Origin of the sequence: Pseudomonas sp. AOB-7 (genome assembly GCF_003696305.1) — a bacterium.
In the GTDB taxonomy this organism is placed as follows: domain Bacteria; phylum Pseudomonadota; class Gammaproteobacteria; order Pseudomonadales; family Pseudomonadaceae; genus Aquipseudomonas.
On the sequence record NZ_RFFK01000010.1, the window covers coordinates 19,199 to 45,975 of the forward strand.

General features: G+C 68.2%; 23 protein-coding genes. 17 read left to right on the plus strand and 6 right to left on the minus strand.

What is annotated here, in order from left to right; translation table 11 throughout:
- Position 1: 1 nt before the first annotated feature.
- The 6 genes from EA796_RS17505 to EA796_RS17530 all read right to left on the minus strand — a co-directional run bounded on the left by EA796_RS17505 (position 2) and on the right by EA796_RS17530 (position 5,935).
- A complete protein-coding gene (locus EA796_RS17505) occupies positions 2–526 on the minus strand; it encodes a PAAR domain-containing protein (RefSeq protein WP_122109534.1) in 525 nt (174 codons plus the stop codon).
- On the minus strand, positions 516–941 hold the full coding sequence (gene tssE / locus EA796_RS17510; protein WP_122109535.1) for a type VI secretion system baseplate subunit TssE: 426 nt from the start codon (positions 939–941) through the stop codon (positions 516–518). The genes EA796_RS17505 and tssE overlap by 11 nt, the downstream gene beginning before the upstream one ends.
- A gap of 6 nt (positions 942–947) precedes the next feature.
- Positions 948–2,426, minus strand: coding sequence for a type VI secretion system contractile sheath large subunit (gene tssC / locus EA796_RS17515; protein ID WP_122109536.1), 1,479 nt, complete (start codon positions 2,424–2,426; stop codon positions 948–950).
- A 25-nt stretch (positions 2,427–2,451) separates the two neighbouring features.
- Positions 2,452–2,958 carry a type VI secretion system contractile sheath small subunit gene (gene tssB, locus EA796_RS17520; protein ID WP_122109537.1) on the minus strand — a complete coding sequence of 169 codons (507 nt, stop codon included), beginning with the start codon at positions 2,956–2,958 and terminating at the stop codon, positions 2,452–2,454.
- A 55-nt stretch (positions 2,959–3,013) separates the two neighbouring features.
- Positions 3,014–4,576: a type VI secretion system protein TssA gene (gene tssA / locus EA796_RS17525; RefSeq protein WP_122109538.1), complete on the minus strand. Its 1,563-nt coding sequence runs from the start codon at positions 4,574–4,576 to the stop codon at positions 3,014–3,016.
- 444 nt (positions 4,577–5,020) lie between these two features.
- A complete protein-coding gene (locus tag EA796_RS17530) occupies positions 5,021–5,935 on the minus strand; it encodes a D-hexose-6-phosphate mutarotase (protein WP_122109539.1) in 915 nt (304 codons plus the stop codon).
- 142 nt (positions 5,936–6,077) lie between these two features.
- Between EA796_RS17530 and EA796_RS17535 the strand changes: the two genes are divergently transcribed.
- The 17 genes from EA796_RS17535 to EA796_RS17615 all read left to right on the plus strand — a co-directional run bounded on the left by EA796_RS17535 (position 6,078) and on the right by EA796_RS17615 (position 26,724).
- Positions 6,078–7,223: an efflux RND transporter periplasmic adaptor subunit gene (locus tag EA796_RS17535; protein ID WP_122109540.1), complete on the plus strand. Its 1,146-nt coding sequence runs from the start codon at positions 6,078–6,080 to the stop codon at positions 7,221–7,223.
- Positions 7,220–7,915 carry an ABC transporter ATP-binding protein gene (locus EA796_RS17540; RefSeq protein ID WP_021445643.1) on the plus strand — a complete coding sequence of 232 codons (696 nt, stop codon included), beginning with the start codon at positions 7,220–7,222 and terminating at the stop codon, positions 7,913–7,915. The genes EA796_RS17535 and EA796_RS17540 overlap by 4 nt, the downstream gene beginning before the upstream one ends.
- Positions 7,902–9,116: an ABC transporter permease gene (locus tag EA796_RS17545; RefSeq protein WP_122109541.1), complete on the plus strand. Its 1,215-nt coding sequence runs from the start codon at positions 7,902–7,904 to the stop codon at positions 9,114–9,116. Before EA796_RS17540 ends, EA796_RS17545 begins: the two co-directional genes overlap by 14 nt.
- 22 nt (positions 9,117–9,138) lie before the next feature.
- Positions 9,139–10,335, plus strand: coding sequence for an ABC transporter permease (locus EA796_RS17550; protein WP_122109615.1), 1,197 nt, complete (start codon positions 9,139–9,141; stop codon positions 10,333–10,335).
- Between the two features lie 150 nt (positions 10,336–10,485).
- Positions 10,486–12,207, plus strand: coding sequence for a type II secretion system ATPase GspE (gene gspE, locus EA796_RS17555; RefSeq protein ID WP_122109542.1), 1,722 nt, complete (start codon positions 10,486–10,488; stop codon positions 12,205–12,207).
- Position 12,208: 1 nt separating this feature from the next.
- On the plus strand, positions 12,209–13,429 hold the full coding sequence (locus EA796_RS17560) for a type II secretion system F family protein (protein ID WP_021444374.1): 1,221 nt from the start codon (positions 12,209–12,211) through the stop codon (positions 13,427–13,429).
- Between the two features lie 13 nt (positions 13,430–13,442).
- Positions 13,443–13,871, plus strand: coding sequence for a type II secretion system major pseudopilin GspG (gspG, locus tag EA796_RS17565; protein WP_021444375.1), 429 nt, complete (start codon positions 13,443–13,445; stop codon positions 13,869–13,871).
- Complete coding sequence (locus EA796_RS17570; RefSeq protein WP_122109543.1) at positions 13,840–14,307, plus strand: GspH/FimT family pseudopilin; 468 nt, start codon at positions 13,840–13,842, stop codon at positions 14,305–14,307. The genes gspG and EA796_RS17570 overlap by 32 nt, the downstream gene beginning before the upstream one ends.
- Complete coding sequence (locus EA796_RS17575) at positions 14,304–14,708, plus strand: prepilin-type N-terminal cleavage/methylation domain-containing protein (protein WP_122109544.1); 405 nt, start codon at positions 14,304–14,306, stop codon at positions 14,706–14,708. Before EA796_RS17570 ends, EA796_RS17575 begins: the two co-directional genes overlap by 4 nt.
- Complete coding sequence (locus EA796_RS17580) at positions 14,705–15,370, plus strand: prepilin-type N-terminal cleavage/methylation domain-containing protein (RefSeq protein WP_021444378.1); 666 nt, start codon at positions 14,705–14,707, stop codon at positions 15,368–15,370. The genes EA796_RS17575 and EA796_RS17580 overlap by 4 nt, the downstream gene beginning before the upstream one ends.
- Complete coding sequence (locus tag EA796_RS17585) at positions 15,348–16,253, plus strand: general secretion pathway protein GspK (RefSeq protein ID WP_122109545.1); 906 nt, start codon at positions 15,348–15,350, stop codon at positions 16,251–16,253. Before EA796_RS17580 ends, EA796_RS17585 begins: the two co-directional genes overlap by 23 nt.
- 26 nt (positions 16,254–16,279) lie before the next feature.
- Positions 16,280–17,404, plus strand: a complete 1,125-nt coding sequence (locus EA796_RS17590) for a PilN domain-containing protein (protein WP_021444380.1) — start codon at positions 16,280–16,282, stop codon at positions 17,402–17,404.
- Positions 17,401–17,991 carry a type II secretion system protein GspM gene (gspM, locus tag EA796_RS17595; protein ID WP_021444381.1) on the plus strand — a complete coding sequence of 197 codons (591 nt, stop codon included), beginning with the start codon at positions 17,401–17,403 and terminating at the stop codon, positions 17,989–17,991. The genes EA796_RS17590 and gspM overlap by 4 nt, the downstream gene beginning before the upstream one ends.
- Complete coding sequence (locus EA796_RS17600; RefSeq protein WP_122109546.1) at positions 17,988–18,527, plus strand: hypothetical protein; 540 nt, start codon at positions 17,988–17,990, stop codon at positions 18,525–18,527. The genes gspM and EA796_RS17600 overlap by 4 nt, the downstream gene beginning before the upstream one ends.
- 13 nt (positions 18,528–18,540) lie before the next feature.
- Positions 18,541–20,730, plus strand: coding sequence for a type II secretion system secretin GspD (gene gspD / locus EA796_RS17605; protein WP_122109547.1), 2,190 nt, complete (start codon positions 18,541–18,543; stop codon positions 20,728–20,730).
- 541 nt (positions 20,731–21,271) lie between these two features.
- The gene (locus EA796_RS17610) at positions 21,272–23,518 is read left to right on the plus strand and encodes a hypothetical protein (RefSeq protein WP_122109548.1); all 2,247 of its coding nucleotides are present in this window, start codon (positions 21,272–21,274) and stop codon (positions 23,516–23,518) included.
- A 524-nt stretch (positions 23,519–24,042) separates the two neighbouring features.
- Positions 24,043–26,724 carry a hypothetical protein gene (locus tag EA796_RS17615; protein WP_122109549.1) on the plus strand — a complete coding sequence of 894 codons (2,682 nt, stop codon included), beginning with the start codon at positions 24,043–24,045 and terminating at the stop codon, positions 26,722–26,724.
- The last annotated feature ends 53 nt before the right edge of the window (positions 26,725–26,777 follow it).

Below are 26,777 nucleotides of genomic sequence, written 5' to 3' on the forward strand. Positions count from 1 at the left end.
CTCATTCGCCTCGCAATATCCAGTTCGGCTTTACGGAGAGGGCAACCGATTGCGGTATGTCCTTGTTGCCCAAGGGCCGCGTTAAACCATTTGCGTCCGTCGTGCCGTGCACTTGGCTGCCGTCCTCCAAGGTGGCGGTGTAAGCCATGTTTTTCATCGGCGCACCGCTTGCCTGGTCCAGCAACTGAACACAGATATCGAATCCCTTCATGAGCAATGGCAGAGGAGCAGTAAACGCCGCCCCACCCCCACTCGTACCGATCAACACAGTGCCCGACCCACCCACCACCACATTGCCGTGGCTGCCCACCGAGCCCACCACCGCCGCCGGCTTGCCGTTGATCAGCACGGTGGGAATCACCGCGCCGGCCATGGCGCCGCCACAGGCGGAGGCGTCGCCCATGCGGGCGGCGGGCAGGCTGTCGAACAGCACGTCGGGCGAGCCGGCGGCGATCGGGTTGGTGCCGTGGCCGGGAATCGGGCAGGCGGTGGGATCGCCGAGGCGGGCTGCGGGTTTACCGGACATGTGAGGCTCCTGGGTTGACCTTGACCTGACCGCTGCCGTCCAGGCTCGCGGAGAAACTGACCTGACGCCTGACGCCGTCCATCTCCAGCAGCGCGTCGATGGCGAAGGCCTGGCGCAGCGGATCGTGGGTGCGCGGCAGGGAAATCACGCGCACCTGGGTCAGACGGGGTTCGTACGCTTCGATAAAGCGTTCGATGGCGATACGCGCCTGCTGCAGCGAGTCGTGCAGCGACAGGCGCATATCGTTCAAATCGGGCAACCCGTAGTCGGGCAGCGTCTGCACGCTGCCCGCACGGGTGCTGAGCATCTTGGCCAGATGGGCAGCCACCGAGGCCATGGCGGCGACCTCGCGGCTCCAGCCGGCACGTTGGCCGACCTCGCCACCGAGGCGCTCGAACAGGCTGCCGTAGGCCATGCGTGCTTACTCCTTGTCCAGCTTGCCGACCAGCGACAAGGTGAAGTCGGCACCCATGTACTTGAAGTGCGGGCGCACGTTCAGGCTGACGCGGTACCAGCCCGGCTCGCCTTCGACATCGCTGACGATGACCTGGGCGGCACGCAGCGGACGGCGGCTACGCACTTCGGAGCTGGGGTTCTCCTGGTCGGCGACGTACTGGCGAATCCACTTGTTCAGTTCCAGCTCGAGGTCGGTACGCTCTTTCCAGGCACCGATCTGCTCGCGCTGCAGCACTTTCAGGTAGTGAGCCAGGCGGTTGACGATGAACATGTACGGCAGCTGGGTGCCCAGCTTGTAGTTCAGTTCGGCGTTCTTGCCTTCTTCGCTGATGCCGAAGAACTTCGGCTTCTGCGCCGAGTTGGCGGAGAAGAACGCGGCGTTGTCGCTGCCCTTGCGCATGGTCAGGGCGATGAAGCCTTCCTCGGCCAGCTCGTATTCGCGGCGGTCGGACACCAGCACTTCAGTGGGGATCTTGGTCTCGATCTCGCCCATGCTCTCGAAGTGGTGCAGTGGCAGGTCTTCGACCGCGCCACCGCTCTGCGGGCCGATGATGTTCGGGCACCAGCGGAACTTGGCGAAGCTGTCGGTCAGACGACTGGCGAAAGCGTAGGCGGTGTTGCCCCACAGGTAGTGCTCGTGGCTGTTGGCCACGTTTTCCTTGTAGACGAAGGTCTTCACCGGGTTGTCTTCCGGATCGTACGGGTTGCGCAGCAGGAAGCGCGGTACGGTGAGGCCGACGTAGCGGGCATCTTCCTGCTCGCGGAAGCTCTGCCACTTGGTGAATTGCGGGCCTTCGAAGTGGTCCTTGAGGTCCTTCAGATCCGGCAGGCCGGTGAAGGTCTCCAGGCCGAAGAATTTCGGGCCGGCGGCGGCGATGAAGGGGGCGTGGGACATGCAGGCCACCGAGGCGACGTACTGCAGGGTCTTGACGTCCGGGGCGCTCGGATCGAAGAAGTAGTTGGCGATCAGGGCGCCGACCGGCTGGCCACCGAACTGGCCGTACTCGGCGGTGTAGATGTGCTTGTACAGACCGGACTGCACGATTTCCGGGCTGTCCTCGAAGTCATCGAGCAGGTCCTGCTTGGAGGCGTTGAGGATCTCCAGCTTGATGTTCTCGCGGAAGTTGGTGCGGTCCACCAGTAGCTTGAGGCCGCGCCAGGAGGATTCCAGGGCCTGGAAGTCCGGGTGATGGAGGATCTCGTCCATCTGCCGGCTGAGCTTGGCGTCGATCTCCGCGATCATGCGGTCGACCATGGCCTTCTTCACCGGCTCGTTTTCGTTCTGCGGCTTGAGCAGCTCTTCGATGAAGGCCGAGACGCCGCGCTTGGCGATGTCGTAGGCCTCGTCATCGGGGGTCAGTTTGGTCTCGGCGATGATGCGGTCGAGAATGCCGAGTTCGGCGGCGCTGTGGCTGCTTTCTACGGCTGCGCTAGTCGTGCTCATGAATATGCGTCCTTGTCAGTGAGAATCAGGAATCCAGTTTGTCTTGGGCGGCCAGGCCCAGTTCGCCGAGCACGCGGTCGCGCGAGTCGTCGTCAGAGAGCACGCTCTCGATGGCTTTGCGGAAGGCCGGGGCGTTGCCCAGCGGTCCCTTCAGGGCGACCAGAGCGTCGCGCAGTTCCATCAGTTTCTTCAGTTCCGGCACCTGGTCGACCAGGTTGGCCGGGTTGAAGTCCTTCATGGAGTTGATCTTCAGCTGTACGGCCAGCTCGTCGCCTTCCTGCTCGTCCTGCAGACGATTCGGTACGGCGAAGGTCAGGTTCAGTTCCTGCTTGGCCAGCACTTCGTCGAAGCTGTTCTTGTCGATGCTGATGGGCTTGCGGTCTTCGATCTTGCGATCGTCGGCACGCTGGGTGAAATCGCCGAGCACCATGAGTTTCAGGGGCAGTTCGATTTCTTCCTGGGCACCGCCGGTGGCGGGTTTGAAAGTGACGTTGATGCGTTCCTTGGGGGCTACCGAGCCTTCTTTGGCCATGGGTGTTCTCCTTTGCGTTGATGGCCCGGAGGCCTTGATTGGGCGTGTTGGCGCCTTACTCCAGCACCACCTCGAGGTCGAGGTGGCACAACCTGCGATAGATCTCGTCCTTGCTGTCGCGCACTGCATGGTTCTGCGGCAGGAGCTCGCAGCAGTTGTGCAGCAAACGCAGCACATCCAGGGCGAGATCGGGTTCCCACTCGCCGAGACCGGAGGCTTGCAGCGTCTGGTCGAGCGATTCGAGTTGGGTCTTGGCCAGGTCGTACTTCTTCGCGGCGAAGCACAGGCGGGCCAGGGTCAGTTGCCAGAAGAAGCGCTCGCGGCCGCCGCGCGCCCGATTGAGGCCCTGCTTGAGCTGCTGCACCGCGGCCTTCAGGCCGTCCTTGCGCAGCTGCGGCAGCACCTGCTGCAGCGCCTCTTCCCAGGGCGGCGTGGCGCCCGGTTCGCTGGTCGCGGGCTTCTTCTCGGTTTCCGGGGCCTGCAGATGGGGCAGCACGTAAGCGCCGATCCAAGCGCGGGTCTCGCCGTCAGCGAAGGGCACGCCGTCGTGGAAACGCAGTTCGTCGAGGCCGGGCACGCGCTGCAGGAACAGGGCGAGCTGGATTTCCACCTCGCGCATGGCCTGCTCGGCCTTGAGCTCCTGCAGGCATTCCCAGACCAGGCGCTGGCCATCGAGCCAGAACGGCGCGCGGGCGATGCTGGCTTCCAGATCGGCGAGCAGGTCGGCGTAGGCGCCCTGGGCGAAGCGCTCCTGGTACGAGACCAGCTTGTCGGCCGGCAGGCCGCGCAGGGCGGTGATCTGTTCGGCGTTGCGCTCGGGCAGCGACTCGATGGGCAGCCACAGCAGGGTGCGCGCCAGGCGCAGCGGCTTGAGGTCGGTGGCCTTGTTCTTCAGCCACCAGGCGCACAGCGGGCGGGCGGCGTCCTGCTGGCTGCGCAGGGCCTTGTGCGCGTCCTTCTCGTTCTCGATGGGGCCGCTGCCGGTGATGATCTGGGTGGCGACCTGCTTGACCTGGGCGATGGCGGCGCCGACTGCGCCCGGCTCGGCCTGGCCCTGGCTGGCGCGGTTGATCTGCTCGTCCAGGCGCCGGCACAGCGGCAGCAGCAGCGGCGCGTCCTCGCCCAGCTGAGCCGCGAGGCTGGTCTCCAGGCCGCGCAGATGCTCGGCCACCTTGCGAAACAGCGGCAGTTGCTCGCCGATCGGCACGTGCTCGGCCAGTGCCTGCTCCAGGCGCGGCAGCAGCCAGTTGAGGGCGGCGGCGCGGGTGCGCGGTTTGCGCGGGTGCAGTTCGCTCCAGTGCTGCTCGCAGAGGTAGTGCAACAGGCTCAGACCGGCCTGCAGGCCGGCGAAGGATTCGCGCTGATAGAGGCCCCAGGTCAGCCAGGTGGCGGCGCGCAGATCCTTGGACTGGGTGGACAGCAGGTGCTCGCTGCCCTCGCGCACCTTCTGCCAGTCGATGGCGCCGGTTTCGTGCAGGGAAGCGGCCTTGCCCAGCTCGGTTTCCAGCATTTCGTATTCGCTGGAATAACGCACATCTTCGCCGGCGAAGTTCCCTTCATTAATAGGGGTTTTGGCCAGATTGAGATAATGCGCAGTGAGCTTGCTGGAGTAGGTCATTCCATGACTCAAATAATTAAGTGGGCAACTTCCACGGCCGTGCAAATGGCCATCCGGCCTTTGCCAAAACACCGCAGTGCGCAACTTTTTGCGCAGTTGTTTGTGCAACAACTTGCGCAAGATCCTTATGGGACGGGCATCCTAGCCCTATGCCAGCAGGTGGGCAACCGCCCGAAGTGTGAAATGCCTAACATTCGGCGACATCTTACAAATTATTACTGGAACGTCAGCTCGGCTAATTTGTCGCGCCTTCGGAGCAAGTTGTTATCGGTGTTTCGACTGTAGGAAAAGTTGTTTCAGACTTGTAAGAAATGTCTTACTGGCAAATTAGTGGCGCATCACAGTTAATGGCACTTTAATACTGCTTTTTGTGACGTTGGCCACTGTTCGCCAGACGCCGTTGCGCCAGGCCGGGCGCAACCACTCGCCCGACCTGGCAATGGCTCAGCCGGCCAGGGCCTCGCTGGACAGGCGCAGCCGCAGAGCGTGCCGTTCGTCGGCGGCCAGGCGCACCACGTCCTCCATGACGTTGGCCGTCTCGATGCACAGCATGCCCTGCCAGGCCTCGGCGGCGAACTGCGACAGGCGCTTGGCCTTGTCGATCCAGGGGTTCCACAGCACCGCCGAGCGCGAGCCGCTGCTGTCCAGGTGGATGCGCCGGCCCCAGCCCGGATCGACGATGCTCAGCCGCGCCGGGGTGCCGAGGTAGATGCGGTCGGTCTCGCCGACGAACTGCAGGGCGCCGTCCTGGCGGTGCTCGCGCCAGTCGTCGAGGGTGTCGAGGTAGCGGCAGCCGTCCAGCCCGTCGACGCCGACCTGGCGCACGTCACTGACGGCGAAGTAGCTGTGCAGCGCCTGGCTGATGACCAACGGCTCGTCGCCCTGGTTATGCGTCTCGAGATTCAGCGCGAGGTCCTCGCCGAGGCGGATGTCCAGCTGCAGGCGGGCGGCATGCGGCCAGCCGGGCAGCAGGTGCTGGCGGCTGTCGAAGACGAAGCGCAGGGTCACCGCATCGCCGTCCTCGTCGATCCCCAGCAGCTGCCAGTCGAGGCCACGCACCAGGCCGTGACTGGGCGCCAGCCCGGGCTGATAGGCGGCCTGCACGGCGGGCGGGTTGCAGCGCAGGTCGCCGAACCAGGGCCAGCACACCGGTACCCCGCCGCGCACGCTCTGGCCGCGCTCATAGGCGGCCTGCTCGCTGAGCCAGATCAGCGGCGGCTGGCCGTCGGGCTGGTAACTGAGGATCTGCGCGCCCTGCTGGGCCACCAGCAACTCGGCGTGCGCCGTGCGCACGCGCCAGCAGGTCAGTTGATCGAGTTCCACCCGCTCCACCAGCGGGCTCTGTTTGACTGCACTCATGACGGCATTCCTTCTGTCTATTGCCGAATCAGTGTGAACCCGGGGCCTGGCAAAGGCCAGATACTGGCACCCGGCCTGACCTGAAGCATTGTTGACCGCCCGCGGCTGACCTAGGCTGGTTGACGAGCCGAGGAGTGCGCGGATGGGTAAAGGATGGATAGCCATACCGCTGCTGGCGGCGGCGCTGGCGGCGGCCTGGTGGTGGAGCCGGCCGCAGCCGCTGGCGGTGCGCCTGGTGACGGTGGAACGAGGTGCGGTGGAGACCCTGGTGGCCAACACCCGCGCCGGCACGCTCAAGGCCTGCCGGCGCACCCAGCTGTCGTTCAACCTGGGCGCCCAGGTGACCGAGCGCCTGGTGGAGGAAGGTCAGCGGGTGGACGCCGGCCAGGTGCTCATGCGCCTGCGCCAGGACGACCGCCAGGCGCGGGTCGCCGAGGTCGAGGCACGCCTGGCCGGGCTGCGCCAGCAGCGCGAGCAGCGCTGCCTGCAGGCCGAGCTGGAACGCCGCGACCATGAGCGCCTGAGCCGGCTGCGCGACCGCCAGCTGGTGGCCGCCGATCGCCTGGACCAGAGCGAGACCCGCGCGCGCCTGTCGGCGCTGGCCTGCAGCAGCGCGGCGGTAGCCATCCGCGAGGCCGAGGCGAACCTGGCGCTGCAGCGCGCGCTGCTCGACCAGGCCACCCTGCGTGCGCCCTTCGCCGGCATCGTGGCGCAGATCAACGGCGAGGTCGGCGAGTTCGTCACCCCCTCGCCGCCGGGCATCCCGACACCACCGGCGGTGGATCTGATCGACGACAGCTGCCTCTACGTCGAGGCGCCGATCGACGAGGTCGACGCCGCCCGCGTGCGCCCCGGCATGCCGGTGCGCATCGGCCTGGACGCCTTCCGCGGCGAGCACTTCGCCGGCCGCGTCAGCCGCATCGCCCCCTTCGTCCGCGACCTCGAGCGCCAGGCGCGTACCGTCGACGTCGAGGTCCGCTTCGATCCGGTGCCGGCCGAACTGGCCCTGCTCACCGGCTACAGCGCCGACGTGGAGATCCTCGTCGAACGGCACGACGACAGCCTGCGCATTCCCACCGAGGCGCTGCTGGAGGGGCGCCGGGTGCTGCGCCACGATCCGGCGGCCGGCGTGCTGCGCGAGGTGCGCCTGCGCACCGGGTTGGCCAACTGGCGCTGGACCGAGGTGCTGGGCGGTCTCGAGGAAGGCGAGCGGATCCTCGCCAGCCTGGAGCAGGAGGGCCTGGAGGATGGCGTCGCGGTGCGCGTGCAGACGGACGCCGAACCATGATCCGCCTGCGCGGCATCAGCCGCTGCTTCACCCTCGGCGACGCGCGGGTAATGGGCCTGGACCGGGTCGACCTGGACGTGGCCGCCGGCGACTACCTGGCGGTGATGGGCCCGTCCGGCTCGGGCAAGTCCACCCTGCTCAATGTCCTCGGCCTGCTCGATGCGCCGGATGCCGGCGAGTACTGGCTGAACGGCGAGGCCACCGCGGCGCTGGACGAGGAGCGCCGCGCCGAGCTGCGCAGCCGGCAGATCGGCTTCGTGTTCCAGTCCTACCACCTGATCCCGCGTCTGACCGCCCTGGAGAATATCGAGCTGCCGATGCTGCTGGCCGGTATCGAGCCGGCCGAACGCCAGCGCCGCAGTGCACGGCTGGTGGAGCGGCTGAACCTCGGCGACCGGGTCAAGCACCGCCCGGCCGAGCTGTCCGGCGGCCAGCGCCAGCGCGTCGCCATCGCCCGCGCCATGGTGATGCAGCCGGCGCTGCTGCTGGCCGACGAGCCCACCGGCAACCTCGACAGCCACTCCGGCGCCGAGGTGGTGGCGCTGCTCGAGGAGCTCAACGGCGAGGGCCTGACCCTGCTGGTGGTGACCCACGACGCCACCCTCGGTGCCCGCGCCGCGCGCCGCCTGGAGATGCTCGACGGGCGCATCGTCGCCGATACCCGCCAGGAGCCGGCCCGTGCGTGCGGCTGACGGCCTCGGGTTGATCCTCGGCGCCTTGCGCGGGCATCGCTCGCGCAGCCTGATGCTGCTGCTGGCGATGGCCATCGGCGTGGTCGCGGTCAACCTGCTCACCGGCCTGGCCGAGGGCGCGCGACTGTTCGTCATCGGCGAGTTCTCCATGCTCGGGCGCAACACCCTGATCGTCCTGCCCGGACGCAAGGAGACCACCGGCGGCATGCCGCCGATCACCGGCCTGGCGCCGCGCGACCTGACCCTGGCCGACGCCGAGGCCATCGGCCGCCTGCCAGCGGTGCGCCGGGTGGCGCCGCTGCAGGCCGGGCAGCTGGAGGTCAGCGTCGGCAACCGCACGCGCGAGGCCTTCACCCTCGGCACCAGCCTGGAGTTCTTCGCCATCCGCCAGCTCTCCGTGGCCCAGGGCCGGCCGTTGCCGGCGCTGGCCCTGGACCAGGCCGAGGCGGTCTGCGTGATTGGCGCCAAGCTCCGGCGCGAGCTGTTCGGCAACCGCCCGGCGCTGGGCGAATGGCTGCGCGCCGGCGACCGGCGCTTTCGCGTGGTCGGCGTGCTGGCCGAGCGCGGCGAATCCCTCGGCATGGACCTCGGCGAGATGCTGATCATCCCGGTGGCCAGCGCCCAGGTGCTGTTCAACCGCGAGGGGCTGTTCCGCGTGTTCGCCGAACTGCGCGGGCCGCAGTTCCAGGACGGCGGCAAGCGGCAGATCCTCGCGTTGCTCAAGGAGCGCCACGAGGGCAAGGAGGACGTCACCCTGATCAGCCAGGACTCGATGCTCGCCGCCTTCGACGGCATCCTCGGCGCCCTGGCCCTGGCGCTGGCCGGAATCGCCGCGATCAGCCTGCTGGTGGCCGGCATCCTGATCATGAACGTGACCTGGATCGCCGTGCACCAACGCACCGCCGAGATCGGCCTGCTCAAGGCCCTCGGTGCCAAGCCGCGGCAGGTGCGCCTGCTGTTCGTCGGCGAGGCGGCGCTGCTGGCGGTTGCCGGCGGCCTGGCCGGGCTGCTGGCCAGCGAGGCGCTGCTGTGGCTGGGCCGCCAGTTGTGGGACATTCCGCTGCAGACCCCGGCCTGGGCACGCGCCGGCTCGCTGGCCCTGGCGCTGCTGGCGGCGCTGCTGTTCGCCTGGCTGCCGGCCGGCCAGGCGGCGCGCCTGCAGCCACTGGTGGCGCTGCGGCCGCCGGGGGGGCGGACGTGAGCATTCGCAGGGCGCGATCATGATGCGCTGGCAGGACGGCCTGCACCTGACCGCCACGGCACTGACCAGCCGCCCGCTGCGCAGCGTGCTGACCCTGCTCGGGGTGGCCATCGGCATCGCCGCGGTGGCGCTGCTCACCGCCATCGGCGAGGGCCTGCGCCTGTACGTGCTGGACAACTTCTCGCAATTCGGCACGCGGATCATCGCCGTCCACCCGGGCAAGACCCAGACCGGCGGCATCGGCGGCATCCTCAGCAGCGTGCGGCCGCTGTCGCTGGACGATGCCGAGGCGCTGCGCCGCCTGCCCCACGTCGAGGCGGTGGTGCCGCTGCTGCAGGGCAACGGCGACATCCAGCACGGCGTGCTCAGCCGGCGCAGCGACATCATCGGCGGCGGCCATCAGCTGGCCGAGGCCTGGCGCTTCCGCCTGGCCCTCGGTCAGTTCCTCCCTGCCGCCCGCGACGGCCGCTCGCCACCTTACGCGGTGCTCGGCCACAAGCTGCGCCGCGAGCTGTTCGGCGAGGCCAATCCGCTGGGCCAGCCGATCCGCGTCGGCGGCATGCGCTTCCGGGTGATCGGGGTGATGGAGGAGAAGGGCCAGCTGCTCGGCTTCGACCTCGACGACATCGTCTATATCCCGGTGGACTGGGCGCAGAGCCTGTTCAATCGCGACGGCCTGATGGAGATCAACCTGACCTTCAACGCCGGCATCGGCTCGGCGCAGCTGGCCGAGCGCATCCGCACCCTGCTGATCGAGCGCCACGGCGGCGAGGACTTCAGCCTGACCACCCAGGACGACATGCTGGCCAGCCTCGATCGCATCCTCGGCACCCTGACCCTCGCCATCGGCGCGCTCGGCGGCATCTCCCTGCTGGTGGGCGCGGTGGGCATCCTCACCATCATGACCACCACGGTGGCCGAGCGCACCGCCGAGATCGGCCTGCTGCGCGCCCTCGGCGCGCGCAGTCGGCAGGTGCTCGGCCTGTTTCTCGCCGAGGCGGCGCTGCTGTCGCTGGCCGGCGGGCTGTTCGGCCTGCTGCTGATGGGCCTGTTGCTGCTGCTTTTGCACCTGGCCCTGCCCGGTCTGCCGCTGGCGCCGCAGCCGCTGTTCCTGCTGCTGGCGCTGGCGCTTTCGGCGCTGGTCGGCCTGGCCGCCGGCCTCGCCCCGGCGCGCCGGGCGGCGGCGCTCAATCCGGTTGACGCCCTGCGCAGCGAGTGACGCACGGTCGTTACACCAGTGCAACGGCGCAACACCCAACCGCCTGCCAGCGTCTATGCTCAAGCATGCTTTCCCCCGTGAACCGGATTGACGCGGCCTGCAGCGGCACAGGGAAGGTGCGCCGTCGCTGAGGCCGCCGGGACACCCCCGATGCTCGCCGCCGAATCTGCCTCGCCGGTCTCTGCCGCGCCCGACCTGGGCGAGGCCCTGGTCGCCGCCGGCTGCCTGTCCGAGGCCGACTACAAGCGCGTGGTGCGGATGCAGGCGGCGCAGCCCGACAGCGGCTCGCTGGCCAGCCTGTTGAGCCGCCTGGGGCTGGTCGCCGAACGCGACATCGCCGCCCAGCTGGCACGGCTGCTCGAGTTGCCGCTGATCGGCGCCGAAGCCTTTCCCGATGCGCCGCTGCTGGCCGAACGGCTGTCCTATCGCTTCCTCAAGGAGTGCCGCGCGCTGCCGCTGGAGCTGAGCGACGGCGAACTGCAGGTGGCCATGGCCGACCCGCAGGACCGCTTCGCCGTGGAGGCGTTGCGCCTGGCCAGCGGCTGCCGCATCCGCCCGTTGGTGGCGCTCGGCTCGGAGATCGACGCGGCGATCGAGCGCATGCACGGCCAGGGCCAGAGCCAGATGGGCGACATCCTCGCCCGGGTCGCGCCCAGCGAGCCGGACGAAGCCGCCGAGGTCGAGCAGTTGCGCGACCGCGCCAGCGAGGCGCCGGTGATCCGCCTGGTCAACCTGATCATCCAGCGCGCGGTGGAGCTGCGCGCCTCGGACATCCACATCGAACCCTTCGAGAGCCGGCTCAAGGTGCGCTACCGCATCGACGGTCTGCTGCAGGAGACCGAGGCACCGCCGGTGCAGCTGTCGCCGGCGGTGATCTCGCGGGTCAAGCTGATGGCCCGGCTGAACATCGCCGAACGGCGCCTGCCGCAGGACGGCCGGATCGAGATGCGGGTGCAGGGCAGCGACCTCGACATCCGCGTCTCCACGGTGCCGACCATGCACGGCGAGAGCGTGGTGATGCGCCTGCTCAACCGCGAGAGCGTGGTGCTCGACTTCGCCGCCCTGGGCTTCGGCGAGCAGCCGCTGACCCGGCTGCAGGCGGTGCTGCGCATCCCCCACGGCGTACTGCTGGTCACCGGCCCCACCGGCAGCGGCAAGACCACCACGCTGTACACCGCGCTGAACAGCCTCAACACCAGCGCCAGCAAGCTGATCACCGTGGAAGACCCGGTGGAGTACCAGCTCGAGGGGGTCAACCAGATCCAGGTCAAGCCGAGCATCGGCCTGACCTTCGCCAGCGCCCTGCGCTCGATCGTGCGCCAGGACCCGGACGTGATCATGGTCGGCGAGATGCGCGACCTGGAAACCGCGCGCATCTGCATCCAGTCGGCGCTGACCGGCCACCTGGTACTCTCCACCCTGCACACCAACGACGCGCCGAGCAGCATCACCCGCCTGCTGGAGATGGGCGTGGAGGACTACCTGCTGACCAGTACGCTCAACGGCGTGCTCGCCCAGCGCCTGGTGCGCCAGCTGTGCCGCGCCTGCCGCGAGCCCTACACGCCACTGGCGGAGATGGTCCGCGAGACCCAGCTGGCGCGCTTCGCCGGCGAGCGCCCGGTGACCCTGTACCACGCCAAGGGCTGCAAGGCCTGCAACGGCAGCGGCTACCACGGCCGCATCGCCATCATCGAGATGCTGGTGCTCAGCGACGCCATCCGCCGCCTGGTGCTGCAGCACGCCGACGCCGGCCGACTGATGGCCGCGGCGCGCGAGGAGGGCATGCTGACCATGTACGAGGACGGCTGCCTCAAGGCCCTGGACGGCATGACCACCCTCGAAGAAGTGATCCGCGTGACCCAGGAGGGCTGAGATGACGCTCTACCATTTCCGCGCGGTGAGCGACGGCGGCGAGACCCAGCAGGGCCAGCTGGAGGCGCCCGACGAACAGGCGGTGCTGGCGCAGTTGCACGCCCGCGGCCTGATTCCCCTGGAGATCAGCACCGGGCGCAGCTGGCAGGGCCTGCTGCAGCTGGACATCCGCGAGGTGCTGCAGCGCGGCCAGAGCCCGCGCCAGGTGCTGGCCTTCACCCAGCACCTGGCCTCGCTGCTGCATGCCGGGGTGCCGCTGGATCGCGCCCTGGAGATCATGCTGCGGGTCAGCGACGACGTGCGCCTGCGGCGCCTGATCGAGCCGATCCAGGAGGGGGTGCGCCGCGGCGCCAGCCTGTCGCGGGTGCTCGGCGAGCGTCCCGAGCTGTTCTCCAGCTTCTATATCAGCATGGTGCAAGCCGCCGAGGTGGCCGGCGACCTGGCCGACGGCCTGGGCAACCTGGCCTATTACCTGGAGCGCAGCAAGACCCTGCGCGACAAGCTGGTATCGGCGCTGATCTACCCGCTGATCCTGCTGCTGGTGTCGGTGGCCTCGCTGCTGATCATCCTCACCTACGTGATCCCGCAGTTCCGCCAGCTGTTCGACGACATGGGCGCCAGCCTGCCGCTGTCCACCTCGGTGGTCATCGCCATCGCCGAAACCCTGCGCCAGCAGGGTCCCTGGCTGCTGCTGGCGCTGCTCGGCGGGCTCTGGCTGCTGCGCCGGGCGCTGCGCCAGGCCGACTTCCGCCAGCGCTGGGACGCCCTGATGCTGCGCCTGCCGCTGCTCGGCGGGCTGCGCCAGCGCATCGAGACGGCGCGCTTCACCCGCAGCCTGGGCACCCTGCTCAAGGGCGGCGTGCCGCTGCTGCAGGCGCTCGGCATCGCCCGCCAGACCCTCGGCAACCTGCTGATGGTGGAGCAGGTCGGCCTCGCCGCGGAGAACCTCAAGCAGGGCCGCCAACTGGCCGCACCACTGCTCGCCACCGGCCTGTTCCCGGCCCTGGCGATGCAGATGATCCAGGTCGGCGAGGAGACCGGGCGCCTCGACGAAATGCTGCTGAAGGTCGCCGACACCTACGACCACGAGGTGGAGGTGGCCATGCAGCGCCTGGTGGCGGTGCTCGAGCCACTGCTGATCGTCGGCCTCGGCCTGATGATCGCCGGCATCATCCTCTCGGTGCTGGTGGCGATCATGAGCATCACGGAAATACCCCTATGACTGGGAGACAGACATGAACCACGCACATCGCCGCCGCCCGGCCGGCTTCACCCTGCTGGAAATCCTCGTGGTGCTGGTGATCCTCGGCCTGATGGCGAGCCTGGTCGGCCCCCAGCTGTTCAAGCAGCTGGGCGGTTCCAAGACCCGTGCCGCGCAGCTGCAGATCCAGGAGCTGAGCGCCGCGCTGGACCTGTACCGCCTCGAACTAGGCGGCTACCCGAGCACCGAGCAGGGCCTCGAGGCGCTGATCAGCAAGCCGCGCAACGTCGAGAACTGGAACGGCCCCTACCTGAAGAAGAACGTGATCCGCATGGATCCCTGGGGCAACCCCTACCAGTACCGCGCTCCCGGGCAGAACGGCGAGTTCGACCTGTGGAGCCTGGGCGCGGACAAACGCGAGGGCGGCGACGGTGAGAACCGCGACGTGCGCAGCTGGGAGTAACGCCCTGCGGGGTTTCACCCTGCTCGAGCTGCTGGTGGTGCTGGTCATCGCCAGCCTGGCGGTCGGCCTGGTGGGGCCGGCGGTGCAGCGCATGCTGCCTGGCGCCGAGCTGAAGACGCACAGCCGCGAGCTGCTGGCGCAGGTGCGTTACGCGCGCAGCCAGGCGATCCTGTCGCAGCAGCCGGTACACCTGCGCCACGACGAGCAGAGCCACAGCCTGAGCTTCAGCCACCACGACAAGCCCATGCTCCTGCCCGCGAGCGTGCAGCTGGTGCTGGAACCCGGCAGCCACGGCGGGCCGGACGACCCCGAGGACGCCATCATCTTCTATCCGCAGGGCTACTCCTCGGGCGGGCTGATCCGCCTCGGCGCCAGCGGCGGGCGCCAGTTCGAGATCGCGGTGGACTGGCTCACCGGCCGGGTGCAGCTGCAATGAACGGCCTGGCGCGGCGTAGCCGCGGCTTCAGCCTGCTGGAAGTGCTGGTGGCCTTCCTGGTGCTGGCCGTCAGCCTGGGCATCCTGCTGCGCATCTACTCGGCCAGCTTCAACGCCCTGCGCAGCGCCGAGCATCACCAGATCGCCCTGCTGCTGGCCGAATCGCGCCTGGCGCAAACCCTTGCCGGCCTGCGCGCGGACAGCCGTGGCAGCGACAGCGGCAGCCTGCAGCCGCCGTACCGCTGGAGCAGCGAGATCGACGACTACGAGTTCGCCAACCAGGAAGGCGGCATCGACTACCGGGTCACCCCGCGTCTGGTACGGGTCAGCGTCAGCTGGGGGAGCAGCCCGGCCGAGCGGGTGACGCTGAGCACCCTGCGCCTGGTGGAGGAGCCGCGATGAACGCCCATCGCCAGCAGGCCTTCACCCTGCTGGAGCTGCTGCTGGCCATCGGCCTCAGCATGCTGCTCAGCCTGCTGGCCTACGGCGGGCTGCACCTGGCCATCCGGAGCTGGGACGGGGTCGATCGCCAGCTGCAGAAAAGCGAGCGCCACTATCTGACCCAGCGCCTGCTCCGGCGCCTGCTGGAAAGCCCGCAGGAACAACACCTGCGCGATGTCGACGGGCTGCTGCAGCTGGCCTTCCGCGGCCAGCCCGAGAGCCTGATCTTCTGCGCCGAGCTGCCCGGCCTCGGCCAGCCCGGCGAACGCTACTGGCTGCAGCTGGTACAGGAGCAGACCCAGCCACTGGGCGCCGAGGCGCAGCGCTGGCAACTGCTGCTGCGCTACCGACCCTGGCGCGACAACGCCGTGCTGGACTGGCCGCTGCTCGAGGAAAGCCTGAGCCTGGACGGCGACAGCGAGGTGCTGCTCGAGGACCTACCCGCGCCGCTGCGCTTCAGCTACCTGGAACGCCGCCGCGACGGCGAGCCGCAGTGGCAGGAGGAATGGCTGGAACAGGCGCAGATGCCGGTGCTGCTGCGCATCGCCGGCGACGGCCAGCGGCAGCCGGAGCTGACCGTGGCGCTGTGGGAGAACAGCCATGACATCCTCCCGGCTCGCTGAGACTGGCGCCCGCGCCTGCACCGGCGTGGCCCTGGTCGGCGTGCTCTGGCTGCTGGCGCTGCTCGCCCTGATCGGCCTCAACGTCTCGGCCAGCAGCCGCATCGAATTGCAGCTGACCGCCAACCTGAAGCAGGCCGCCGCCGCCCGCCACGCCGCCGACGCCGGAATCAACTGGGCAATCTGGAGCCTGCTGCAGACGGGTACCGCCGGCTGGCTGGCCGACGGCAGCGAACGCGAGTTCGAACTCGACGGCATGACGATCCGCATCGCCCTGTTCGACGAGCAGGGCAAGATCGACCTCAACGAGGCCGGCCCCGAGCTGCTCCTCGGCCTGCTGCTGGCCGTCGAGGTGGAGGAGGATCGAGCCCTGGCCCTGAGCGAGGCGATCCAGGACTGGCGCGACGAAGACGACGAGCGCCGGCCCAAGGGCGCCGAGGCCGACGACTATCTGGCGCTCGGCCTCAAGGGGCCGGGCAACCGGCCCTTCGAACGCCTGGCGGAATTGCGTCGCGTGCTGGGCATGAACGACGAGCTGTACGACAGGCTGGCGCCGACGCTCACCCTGCTCAGCAACAAGGCCGAGGTCAACCCGCTGCTGGCGCCACCACAGGTGTTGCGGGCGCTGCCCGGCCTCAGCGAGGACCGCATCGAGCAGTACGTCGCCGAGCGGCGGCGCAACTATGCCGAGGGCGCGCCGCCGCCGCCGCTCGGCGAGGTGGACGCCAATTTGCTGAGCTTGACCTCGGCGGGTTTCAACTATGCTGTCGATATCGAAGTGATGGCCAACGCGCAATCGCTGTCGCGCCAGCGAGTCTGGCTTTCCCGCCGCGGCCAGGGCCTGGCCGCAGGGTTCCGAGTGCAGCACAGCATGCCGGAGCAATAACGCAGCGCGATCAACAGGGCACTCGCATGGATCTCTCCTCGCCACTGACCCGACTCAACGCTGGTGCCGGCTCGCTCAAGGCCCAGGCGGGACGCTTTTGGGACTGGTGGCTGGGCGAGCTGCTCGGCCTGGTGCCGGAAACCTGGCGGCAGCGCCTGGGCCAACGCGGCGCGCTGCTGCTGATCGAGCTGGACGGCAGCCAGTGCCGCCTGCGCTTCGGCGGCTACGGCAATACCGAGGTACTTGCCAGCGCCCCGCTCGGCATCGACGACGAACTGCCGGAGATGCTCGCCGCCCCGTTGCGCCACCGCGCCGGCAAGGCCGCCAAGGTGCTGCTGCGCCTGCCCGCCGACTGCGGCCTGCACAAGATCGTCGGCCTGCCCGCCGCCGCCGAGGCGAGCCTGGGCAACGTGCTGCGCTTCGAGATGGATCGCCATACCCCCTTCAGCAGCGAGCAGGTCTATTTCGGCTACCGCCTGCTCAAGCGCGAGACCGACCAGCAGCGCCTGCTGGTGGAGCTGCAGCTGGTACCGCGCAGCTACCTGGACCCGTTGCTGCAGCGCCTGGCCGCGCTCGAGGTGCACCCGGCGCGGGTTGCCCTCGGCGAGGCGAATGGCGACCAGCCCGAGCTCTGGATCGACCTGCGCCAACCTGGCGCGCCGGGCGCACATAGCGCCTGGGGCAACCGCCGCATGCTGCTCTGGGGCCTGCTGCTGCTCGGCCTGGCGGCGCTGCTGTTGTTGCCCTTGCAGCAGCGCGAATACGCCGCCGAACGCCTGCAGCAGGAACTGGCGCAACCCAGGGCGCTGGCCGAGCGCGCCGCCCTGGTGCAGCAGCAGTTGCAGCAGCTCGAGGCCGGGCGCGACTACCTCAGCCAGCAGCAGGTGCGCGCCAGCGCCATGCTCGAGCTGCTCGAGGAGCTGACCCGGCTGCTGCCGGATCACACCTGGCTGACCCGCTTCGAAGTCAGCCAGGAGCGCGTGCGCCTGGAGGGCGAGTCGGCCGAGGCCAGCAGCCTGATCGGCCTGCTGGAAGGCTCGCAGCATCTGCATAACGTCAGCTTCGCCTCGCCCATCACCAGCAACCCGCGCACCCAGCGCGACCGCTTCAGCCTGCTCGCCGAACGCCGGCCGAGCGGAGAGCGGCCATGAACAACCAGCGCCTGCGTCAGCTGCTGGCGCTATTGATCCTGTTCGCCGTGCTCGGCCTGCTGCTGATGGTCGTGCTCCTGCCGCTGGCCGAACGCTGGCGCAGCGACGGCGACAGCATCGCCAGCCTGGAGAACCAGCTCGCCGTCTACCGCCGCGTGGCGGCCAACCTGCCGCAGCAGCAGGCGCGCCTGGAACAGCTGCGGCAGAACGACCCGGCGCAGGAGCTGTACCTGCCCGAGAGCCGCCCGGCGCTGGCCGCCGCCGACCTGCAGCAGCGCATTGGCCAGCTGGTGGCGCAGAGCGGCGGCCAGGTGATCAGCACACAGATACTCAACCGCGAAGACCCCGCCGCGCCGATGCCGGCGGTGGCGCTCAAGGTGCACATGCGCGGCGAGACCGAACAACTGGTACGCATCCTCCACGGCCTGGCCTACAGCCGCCCGCTGCTGCTGGTGGACAATCTGCTGGTGCTGAGCAACCCGCGCCTGGACATGCAGCGCATCTATCGCGCCAGCGAACGCCAGGTGCTGCCGGCGCTGGACGTGACCTTCGAAGTGGTCGGCTACATGGCGAGGGCCGAACCATGAGGCGGCTCGCCCTGCTGGCCCTGGCCATGCTGCTGGCGACGCTGGCGGCACAGGCCGACGACGAACCGCAGCCAGCGCCGCTGGTACAACCGCGCCCGCTGGAGTCCTTCGCCGAGCTGCTGGAGCGACCACTGTTCAGCAACACCCGGCGCCCGGCGCGTTTCAGCGCCGAGACCGGGCAGAGCCTGGACGAAAAGCAACTGCGCGAGACCTGGCGCCTGACCGGTATCGTGCTGCGCGACGAACGTCAGCTGGCGCTGTTCAAGCAGCGCCAGGGCGATCAGCGCGAAGAGCTGGAAGTGGGCATGGCCCTGGAGGACGAATGGTTGCTCGAGCGCATCGACAGCGATCACGTGCTGCTGATGCGCAACCAGACCGCCGTGCAGATGCTCCTGCGCGAGCCCGGCGGCTCGTCCGACGCCCCCCCTCCTGCAGCGGATGCGACAGCAGCTCCACGGGCGGCACCCGCCGCGCCCGCCGAAGCGGCGCCCACCGCCACCGACAGCAATGGCGAACCCGTCCCCGAGCAAGGGTGACAAGGAGTACGCGATGAATCCTGCGACACGCTTCGGCCCCTGGTCCTTGGCCACCTGCCTGCTATTGGGCGCCTGCACGGTGGTACCGGGCGGCGACCGCGCCACCTTCGACCGGCCCTGGGCGAAGACGCCGCCCGAACAGGCGACACCGCGCCCGGAACGCCAGAGCCGGCTCGGTACGCCGGCGGTCAAGCCCGAGGTGGAGGAGCGTTTCGACGCCGACGGTACCGGCGGCGCGCCGCGCGCGGCGGCAAGCAGCGAGCTGTACCGCGGCTCCGGCAACCTGATCGACCTGCGCCCGGCGCTGGAGTCGCCGCCGCAAGCCGAGGGCGACATCACCCTGAACTTCCAGGACATCGAGATCGCCGAGGTGGTCAAGATCATTCTCGGCGAACTGCTCAAGGTCAATTACGTGCTGGACAAGAACGTCACCGGCACCGTCAGCCTGCAGACCAGCCGACCGTTGCAGCGCGACGACCTGCTGCCGACCCTGGAGACCATGCTGCAGCTCAACGGCGCGGTGCTGGTGCGCAACCACGACATCTACGAGGTGGTGCCGCTGGACGCCGCGCCCGCCGGCGCCCTGATCCCGCGCCAGACGCCGCTGGGGCAGCGCGGCTACCAGTTGCTGGTGGTGCCGCTGCGCTATATCGCCGCGGCGGAGATGCACAAGATCCTCGAACCGCTCAAGCCGACCAAGGGCCTGCTGCAGGTGGACGAGGCGCGCAACCTGCTGCTGGTGGCCGGCACCCAGCAGGAGCTGAACAACATCCGCGATACCGTGCGGGTGTTCGACGTCGACCAGCTGCGCGGCATGTCGGTGGGCCTGTTCCGCATGCAGCAAGTGGACGCCCGGGTGCTGCTCGGCGAGCTCGACGCCATCTTCGGCGATACCGCCAACGGCCCGCTGGCCGGCATGGTGCGCTTCCTGCCGATCGAGCGGCTCAACGCACTGATGGTGATCACCCCACAGGCCAGGTACCTGGAGGACGCCAATGCCTGGATCCAGCGCCTCGATCGCGCCGAGGGCGCGCAGGGCTCGAGCATGTTCGTCTACCAGTTGAAGAACGGCAAGGCGCCGCGCCTGGCCGAGGTGCTCAACGCCCTGCTCGAGGGCCAGCGCCAGAGTCGCCCGGACGACGAAGGCCTGTCGTTGCCGGTACGTACCCCGCCGCCGGCCGCAGACGGCGAGACACCCGCGGCGCCGCCACTCGACCCCAGCCTGGCGGCCCTCGGCGTGGAGGCCAGCAACCTCGACGTCGGCGCGGTCAGCGTGATCGCCGACGAGGACAACAACGCCCTGCTGGTGCTGGCTACCCCGGCCGACTACGACAAGCTGCTCCAGGTGATCCGCAAGCTCGACGTGCTGCCGCTGCAGGTGCTGGTGGAGGCCACCATAGTCGAGGTCAACCTGGAGGACGAGTTGCGCTACGGCCTGCAGTGGTATTTCAAGGGCTCGATTGGCGGCAAGACCCTGCGCGGGGTGCTCGGCCAGCTGCCGCTGACCTCGCCGACCAGCCCGGCACCGACCGGTTCGATCAGCCTGGTCGACGCCGGCGAGGCGCGCGTGCTGCTGGATTTCCTCGCCTCCGACTCGAAGATCAACGTGATCTCCTCGCCGACCCTGATGGTGCAGGACAACCGCACCGCGACCATCCGCGTCGGCGACCAGGTGCCGATCCGCACGTCGGAAACCACCAACACCAGCGGCGTGGTCAACCAGCCCGGCGACCCCTCGGCGCTGGTCACCAGCACCATCCAGTACCAGGACACCGGCGTGCTGCTGGAGGTCAAGCCACGGATCAATACCGGCGGCATGATCGCCCTGGAGATCACCCAGGAGGTCAACGACGTCAAGCCCACCACCACCTCGGGCATCGACTCGCCGACCATCACCCAGCGCCGCATCAACACCAACGTCAGCGTGCTCAGCGGCGAGACCCTGGTACTCGGCGGGCTGATCCGCGAGAACAACGGCCGCGACGCCCAGGGCCTGCCCTACCTGCGCAACGTGCCGGTGCTCGGCTGGATTTTCGGCAGCCAGGGCAAGTCCATGAGCCGTACCGAGCTGGTGGTGATGATCACCCCCAGCGTGGTCTCCACCCTCGACGAAGCGCACGACGTGACCCAGGAATACCGCGACAAGCTCAAGGGCATCAGCCTGCCGCAGGACGCCTGGCAGACCCGCCCCAGCGAACTCTGAGCGACGGTGCCGCGCGTCCCGGGGCGACTGCGCCGAATAGGTTGGCGCCCCTGGAGGAGCGCATTTATTCGCGACACTCGCCTGCGCGGGTTCCCCCAACGCGAATAAATGCGCTGCTAGGTTCGGCGCCGCTCTCTGAGCAAATGCCCCCCCTGTTACGCCGGATAAACAGCCCACCTCCCGTTCCGGCGGCCTCTCGCCCCATGTCCGCGACGCTCGCCAATGGCTGTCACAGCAACTGAACAGTTTTCCTCGCAACAGCCCGCCGCTGTTTCACTGGCATTGCATTGCCAGTATCCATCAATGGCGATATTTCCTTTGAAAACAATCGGTTAACTCACTGGCACGCTAATTGATAACCACCCAGGCGAGGAGATCGAGGCGTACTCCGGACCCGGGTTCCGCTAGGGCGAGCAAGCAATCTTCAGCAGTCTCTCGAGGGGCCCCACCTAAGACAGGTACCTCGCCACGGCAATTTCGCGCGGCGAACCACTCCGTCCCGCGCCAGACGCCATCGGCGGTGGGACATGGAGGCTCAATCATGCACAACAACAGGCTACGCAACGCGCTGCCACGCTGTCTGCTCAGCGCCCTGCTGATCGGTGGCATCACCACCACGGCATCGGTCAATGCGGTGGACGGCATCGGCACCCACGACCTCAAGCTGTTCGAACTCGAGGGCAACACCGCCGACAACCCCGCCGGCCCGCCCACCGACTGGGACGCCCTGCACAGCGGCGCCACACCGGCCAATATGATCACCTTCACCGGCGTGCTGCCCGACCCGGCGCCGCAGACCATCTTCTGGAAGGGCGGCTCCAAGGACGTCAGCGACGTCTCCGAGTGGTGGTACAAGCAGGGCAGCGTCTCCGACAAGAGCAACATCACCAACGCCTACGCCGCCGCCTATACCGCGCCGGCCGATGTCTGCGTCACCAGCGCCAGCAACAACACGGTGGTGGACTGCGCCACCGCCGGCTCGGTGGTGCTGCATGAGCAGGGCGACCTGATCGTCTACTTCGGCATGGACCGCTTCGCCAACAGCGGCGACACCTTCGGCGGCTTCTGGTTCTTCCAGGACCCGGCGGTCGGCATCGGCGACGTGAACGGCCAAGGCCAGTTCAGCGGCAACCACGTGGCCGCCACCGCCACCGAGCCCGGCGACGTGCTGGTGCTGGTGGAATACCCGCAGGCCTCCGGGGCCACTCCGGAGATCAAGGTCTACGAGTGGGACCCGAACCAGGTGCGCGGCCCCAACATCGCCCCCAACCTGTCGCTGCGCTTCACCGCCAGCCAGGCCGAGTGCAACAACGCCGACGGGCTCGGCAAGCTGGCCTGCGCCAAGGTCAACCTGGTCACCCTGCCCAACCCGCCCTGGGACTACACGCCCAAGGGCGGCAACGCCAACAGCGTGATGCCGACCCAGACCTTCTTCGAGGGCGGCATCAACCTGACCGGCATCCTCGGCAGCACTCCCTGCATCAGCTCCTTCCTCGCCGAGACCCGCTCCTCCCGTTCGGAAACCGCCAGCCTGGAAGACTTCGCCTTCGGCGGCTTCGATGCCTGCGGCGCCAACGTCAGCAAGTCCTGCGAAGCGGAAATCAGCGAGACTGGCGACAGCGTCACCGTGACCTTCTGGGGCGAGGTGAACAACACCGGCGGCCTGCCGCTGGATATCGAGCTGGAGGATGACCAGGCCAATTCGACCTTCACCAAGGTCTGCGTCGACGGCAGCGACAGCAGCACGCCCGATGGCCGCTGCGTTGGCGAAGCCAATATCGCCGGCCTGACCCTGGGCGCCATTGCCAGCTTCAACCTCGGCGGCGGCCAGAGCGTGGTCTACGAGGGCCAGTACAGCCTGAGCGAGTTCGACGAAACCACCGAGTTCGTCGACACCGTGACCCTGCGCTTCTACGACCCCGGCACCGGCGCGCTGATCGACACGGAAACCGCCACTTCAGCGGAATGTCCGCCCACTGGCGATCCGAGCATCCTGGTGACCAAGCTGTGCTTCGCCAACCTGACGAACAACGGCAGCCAGATCGATCGCAGCTTCAGCGGCACGGTGAGCAACGACGGCAACGTCAAGCTGGATGGCGTCAACCTCAGCGACAGCGACTATGCCGGCGCCTTCTCGGCCTGGCTGGACGACGGCGACGGCGTCTTCGACGACAGCCTCGACAGCCCCTTCGCGCTGCCAGGCGCGCTGGAGCCGGGCGACCTGCTGTTCTACAGCTTCGAGATGCTCGATGGCGAGTTCGCCCACAGCAACACCATCACCGCCAGCGGCACCAACGTGTTCGACCAGAGCACGGTAAGCGCCAACGCCGTGGTGACCGAGTGCTCGCCGGACGTGAATCCGGGCCTGAGCCTCACCAAGGACTGCGATCCGGAAAATGCCGGCGTGCGCCTGGTGGCCGACGGCGGCGTGGTACTGGTCGAGGTGGACAACGTGATAGTGGTGGAAAACACCGGCGACGTGGCCCTCGCGGTCACCGTCAGCGACGACCAGGTGCAGGCGCTGGTCGAGGAAGGCAGCGCGCTGTTCACCTGCCCGCCGGCCACTCCCAACAGCTGCACCGGCACCCTGAACCCGGGCGTCTCGGCGACCTTCCGCCAGACCTACCGGCCGGACGGCCTGTCCCTGGGCGCCGGCGGCAGCCTGGAACTGCCCAGCAGCGTGTCCTTCGTCAACACCGCCACAGCCACCGCCACCGCGGCGGTTGGCGGGGACCAGGTGGCAGCTGACCCGGTAAGCGCCGACTGCCCGCTGTGCCCGGCTCCCTGAGCCACTTAACCGGCCCCGGCAGTAGCGGGGCCTTCACCACCCGATAGAAGGGGCGCCTCGGCGCCCCTTTCGCTTGCCGGCGCTGCCTTGTATCGCGGCCTGAACAGCACACCGCCGGCCCGAAAAGCCGTGCAGCCCAGTCAGTACGGGGGTTCGTGGCGGTCGAACGGCGGCGGCTGTTTCAAAGCTTGGACAGCCCGTACCGCCCTCCTCCGGATATGTTTCAAAAGCTATCCGCGCACGCCTCACACAGGAATAAAAATCCAATGAAAATCAATGCATTACCCATATGGCACGGTAATTGTTTGTAGTGACGGCGAGAAGACCTCAAGGGCCTTCGGGCGGTTCCTGTTCATCGGGTAGTAGGCAGTCGGGTGCGAGCGGGAGCCAGTGGAAGCAATGCCGGGTTGGCGTAGGGCCGCTGTGGCCCAGAGCCGTGCGCGTAAAGGGACACGCGCCAGCGTCAGCCGGGATCGGTGTTCGCCAACGGCAAGGGCAGCCGGGCAACGCCTGGGAGCAAGACCATGCACACACTCAACTCATGGCAAACGCTGCTGAGGTTCACGCTCGGCGCGGTGCTGGTGGGCGGCATGACGTCGACGGTGGTCAACGCCGTGGACGGCAACCCACCGGGACTGTTCGAGCTGGACGCCAACACCGTCGACAACGGCGGCGGCGGCGACGACTGGGGCGGGCTGTACAGCAATCCGCCCGGCAGTTCGGTCGCCTTCACCACCATCCTCGCCGACCCCGCACCGCTGACCATCTTCACCGGCGGCGGGTCGAAGGACATCCTCGACATCCCCAACTGGCGGCACACCAACGGTAGCGTGCCGGACAAGGACGACATCACCAACGCCTATGCCGCGGCCTATATCAACCCGAGCGACGTCAGCCACGGCGGCGAAGTGCTGCACAAGGCCGGCGACATGATCATCTACTTCGGCCTGGATCGCTTCGCCAACAACGGCGACGCCCATGCCGCCTTCTGGTTCTTCCAGAACGACGTGGGTCTTAACCCCAACGGCACCTTCGTCGGCCAGCACGCCGGTCGCGACGACGCCAATGGCAAGCGCGGCGACCTGATGGTCCTGGTGGAGTACCCGCAAGGCTCCAATGCCGTACCGGAGATCAAGGTCTACGAGTGGGACCCGCTGAAACAAGGTACCCCCGTCGCCGACAACCTGAGCCTGCTGTACAGCTCGACCAGCGCCAAGTGCGACGGCACCGGCAACAAGCTGGCCTGCGCCACCACCAACACGGCGGATCTGCCGCTGCCGGCCTGGCCCTATGCGCCCAAGCTGGGCAACAAGAACCGCCTGCCCGCGGAGAGCTTCTTCGAGGGCGGCGTCAACGTCAGCGCCCTGCTGGGCGGCAATGTGCCCTGCTTCAGCAGCTTCCTCGCCGAAACCCGTTCCTCGCGTTCGGAGACCGCGCAACTGAAGGACTTCGTGCTGGGCAACTTCGACGTCTGCGCCATTGAGGTGACCAAGAACTGCGTGGCCACCGTCGACAGCGAAGACGGCGGCAACAGCATCAAGGTCGACTTCAGCGGCACCGTGACCAACAGCGGCGCCCTGGCGCTGAACGACGTCACCGTGGTCGATGACATGGGCACCCCGGGCGACACCAGCGACGATGTCGTGGTATTCGGGCCCGCCACGCTGAACCCCGGCCAGAGCGAGAACTACTCCGGCGACTACAACACCACCGCGATTCCCGCAACGGACGTGGTGACCGCCACCGGCCATCGCAACGGTACCTCGGTATCGGCTACCGCCGAGGCCAGCTGCTCGCCGGATCTCGACCCGCAGCTGAGCGTGGACAAGCTATGCACCGCGGCGCTCAACTCCGCCGGTGACGGCATCGAGGTCAGCTTCATGGGCACGGTGACCAACACCGGCAACGTCGCCCTGGAAGACGTCATGGTGGTGGACGACGGCGGTACGCCGGGCGATACCAGCGATGACCAGACCTTCAATATCGGCACTCTGAACGCCGGGGCCTCGGCCAACTACAACGGCAGCTTCGGCGTACTCGGCGCGGTCAGCTCCAGCGACAGCGTGGTGGCCAGCGGCACCGACGTGCTGGGTGGCTCGCCGGTATCGGCCAGTGCCAGCGCCAGTTGCGCCGCCGACACCAACCCGGCCATCGCCGTCGACAAGGTCTGCACCGCCGACATCAATGCCAGCGGTACCGGCATCGACGTCAGCTTCAACGGTACGGTGCGCAACGTCGGCGACGTGGTACTGACCGGCGTGACCGTGACGGACGACAACGGCACCCCGGGCGTTCCGGGCGACGACGTCACGGTGCTCGGCCCGATCGACCTGGCTCCGGGCGATTCGGCCAACTACAGCGGCAGCTTCGGCGCCAGCGGTAGCAGCTCCACCGACACCGTCACCGCCAGCGGCAGCGACCTGCTGACCGGCAGTCCGGTATCGGAAACCGCCTCGGCCAGCTGCAGCGCGGATGTGCTGCCGGCCCTCGACGTCACCAAGCAGTGCACCGACGCACCGGCCTTCGGCATGCCGATCCTGTTCGACGGTAGCGTGACCAACAGCGGCAACGTGACCCTGCTCGACGTCATCGTCACCGATGACAACGGCACCCCGGGCGATACCTCGGACGACGTGGTGTTCAACATCGGCAACCTGGCTCCGGGGGCAAGCGCCAACTACAACGGCAGTTACGACCCCGGCGTGGCCGGGCCTTCGACCAACACCGTGGTAGCCACTGCCAGCGATGCCGTGGAAAGCTCGCCGGTATCCAGCAGCCCGGCCAGCGCAACCTGCGAAGTACCGCCTCCGGGCGAAGAAGGCTGCACTCCCGGCTTCTGGAAGAACAGCCTGGGGAGCTGGGCACCCACCGGCTACAGCCCGAACCAGACCGTCGGCTCGGTGTTCAGCCTGCCGGCTGGCGTGCTGAACAATCAGCTGAGCGGCAACTCCCTGCTGCAGGCGCTGAACTACGGTGGCGGTGAAAACCTGGTCGGCTCCGCGCAGATTCTCCTGCGCGCCGCCGTGGCGTCGATCCTCAACGCGGCTCACCCGGATGTGGACTTCACCCGGACGGCCGCCTCGGTGATCGCCGACGTCAATGCCGCCCTGGCCACTAAGGACCGGACAACCATCCTGGCCCTGGCCACGGCGCTCGACATCGACAATAACCTGGGCTGCGATCTGCCCAACGACAACTCGTTCTGAGTGGCAACCACCCCGGAGTCAGGGATGACCCCGAGGTGAGAAGGAAAGAAAAA

What these genes read in the sequence shown, in the direction of transcription:
- EA796_RS17575 (WP_122109544.1), top strand. Translation starts at nt 14,304, where the DNA reads ATGAACGGCCTGGCGCGGCGTAGCCGCGGCTTCAGCCTGCTGGAAGTG.
- EA796_RS17530 (WP_122109539.1), bottom strand. Translation starts at nt 5,935, where the DNA reads ATGAGTGCAGTCAAACAGAGCCCGCTGGTGGAGCGGGTGGAACTCGAT.
- EA796_RS17535 (WP_122109540.1), top strand. Translation starts at nt 6,078, where the DNA reads ATGGGTAAAGGATGGATAGCCATACCGCTGCTGGCGGCGGCGCTGGCG.
- gspE (WP_122109542.1), top strand. Translation starts at nt 10,486, where the DNA reads ATGCTCGCCGCCGAATCTGCCTCGCCGGTCTCTGCCGCGCCCGACCTG.
- EA796_RS17580 (WP_021444378.1), top strand. Translation starts at nt 14,705, where the DNA reads ATGAACGCCCATCGCCAGCAGGCCTTCACCCTGCTGGAGCTGCTGCTG.
- gspM (WP_021444381.1), top strand. Translation starts at nt 17,401, where the DNA reads ATGAACAACCAGCGCCTGCGTCAGCTGCTGGCGCTATTGATCCTGTTC.
- EA796_RS17590 (WP_021444380.1), top strand. Translation starts at nt 16,280, where the DNA reads ATGGATCTCTCCTCGCCACTGACCCGACTCAACGCTGGTGCCGGCTCG.
- tssC (WP_122109536.1), bottom strand. Translation starts at nt 2,426, where the DNA reads ATGAGCACGACTAGCGCAGCCGTAGAAAGCAGCCACAGCGCCGCCGAA.
- tssB (WP_122109537.1), bottom strand. Translation starts at nt 2,958, where the DNA reads ATGGCCAAAGAAGGCTCGGTAGCCCCCAAGGAACGCATCAACGTCACT.
- tssE (WP_122109535.1), bottom strand. Translation starts at nt 941, where the DNA reads ATGGCCTACGGCAGCCTGTTCGAGCGCCTCGGTGGCGAGGTCGGCCAA.
- EA796_RS17600 (WP_122109546.1), top strand. Translation starts at nt 17,988, where the DNA reads ATGAGGCGGCTCGCCCTGCTGGCCCTGGCCATGCTGCTGGCGACGCTG.
- EA796_RS17540 (WP_021445643.1), top strand. Translation starts at nt 7,220, where the DNA reads ATGATCCGCCTGCGCGGCATCAGCCGCTGCTTCACCCTCGGCGACGCG.
- EA796_RS17615 (WP_122109549.1), top strand. Translation starts at nt 24,043, where the DNA reads ATGCACACACTCAACTCATGGCAAACGCTGCTGAGGTTCACGCTCGGC.
- EA796_RS17550 (WP_122109615.1), top strand. Translation starts at nt 9,139, where the DNA reads ATGCGCTGGCAGGACGGCCTGCACCTGACCGCCACGGCACTGACCAGC.
- EA796_RS17610 (WP_122109548.1), top strand. Translation starts at nt 21,272, where the DNA reads ATGCACAACAACAGGCTACGCAACGCGCTGCCACGCTGTCTGCTCAGC.
- tssA (WP_122109538.1), bottom strand. Translation starts at nt 4,576, where the DNA reads ATGACCTACTCCAGCAAGCTCACTGCGCATTATCTCAATCTGGCCAAA.
- gspG (WP_021444375.1), top strand. Translation starts at nt 13,443, where the DNA reads ATGAACCACGCACATCGCCGCCGCCCGGCCGGCTTCACCCTGCTGGAA.
- EA796_RS17505 (WP_122109534.1), bottom strand. Translation starts at nt 526, where the DNA reads ATGTCCGGTAAACCCGCAGCCCGCCTCGGCGATCCCACCGCCTGCCCG.
- EA796_RS17585 (WP_122109545.1), top strand. Translation starts at nt 15,348, where the DNA reads ATGACATCCTCCCGGCTCGCTGAGACTGGCGCCCGCGCCTGCACCGGC.
- EA796_RS17560 (WP_021444374.1), top strand. Translation starts at nt 12,209, where the DNA reads ATGACGCTCTACCATTTCCGCGCGGTGAGCGACGGCGGCGAGACCCAG.
- gspD (WP_122109547.1), top strand. Translation starts at nt 18,541, where the DNA reads ATGAATCCTGCGACACGCTTCGGCCCCTGGTCCTTGGCCACCTGCCTG.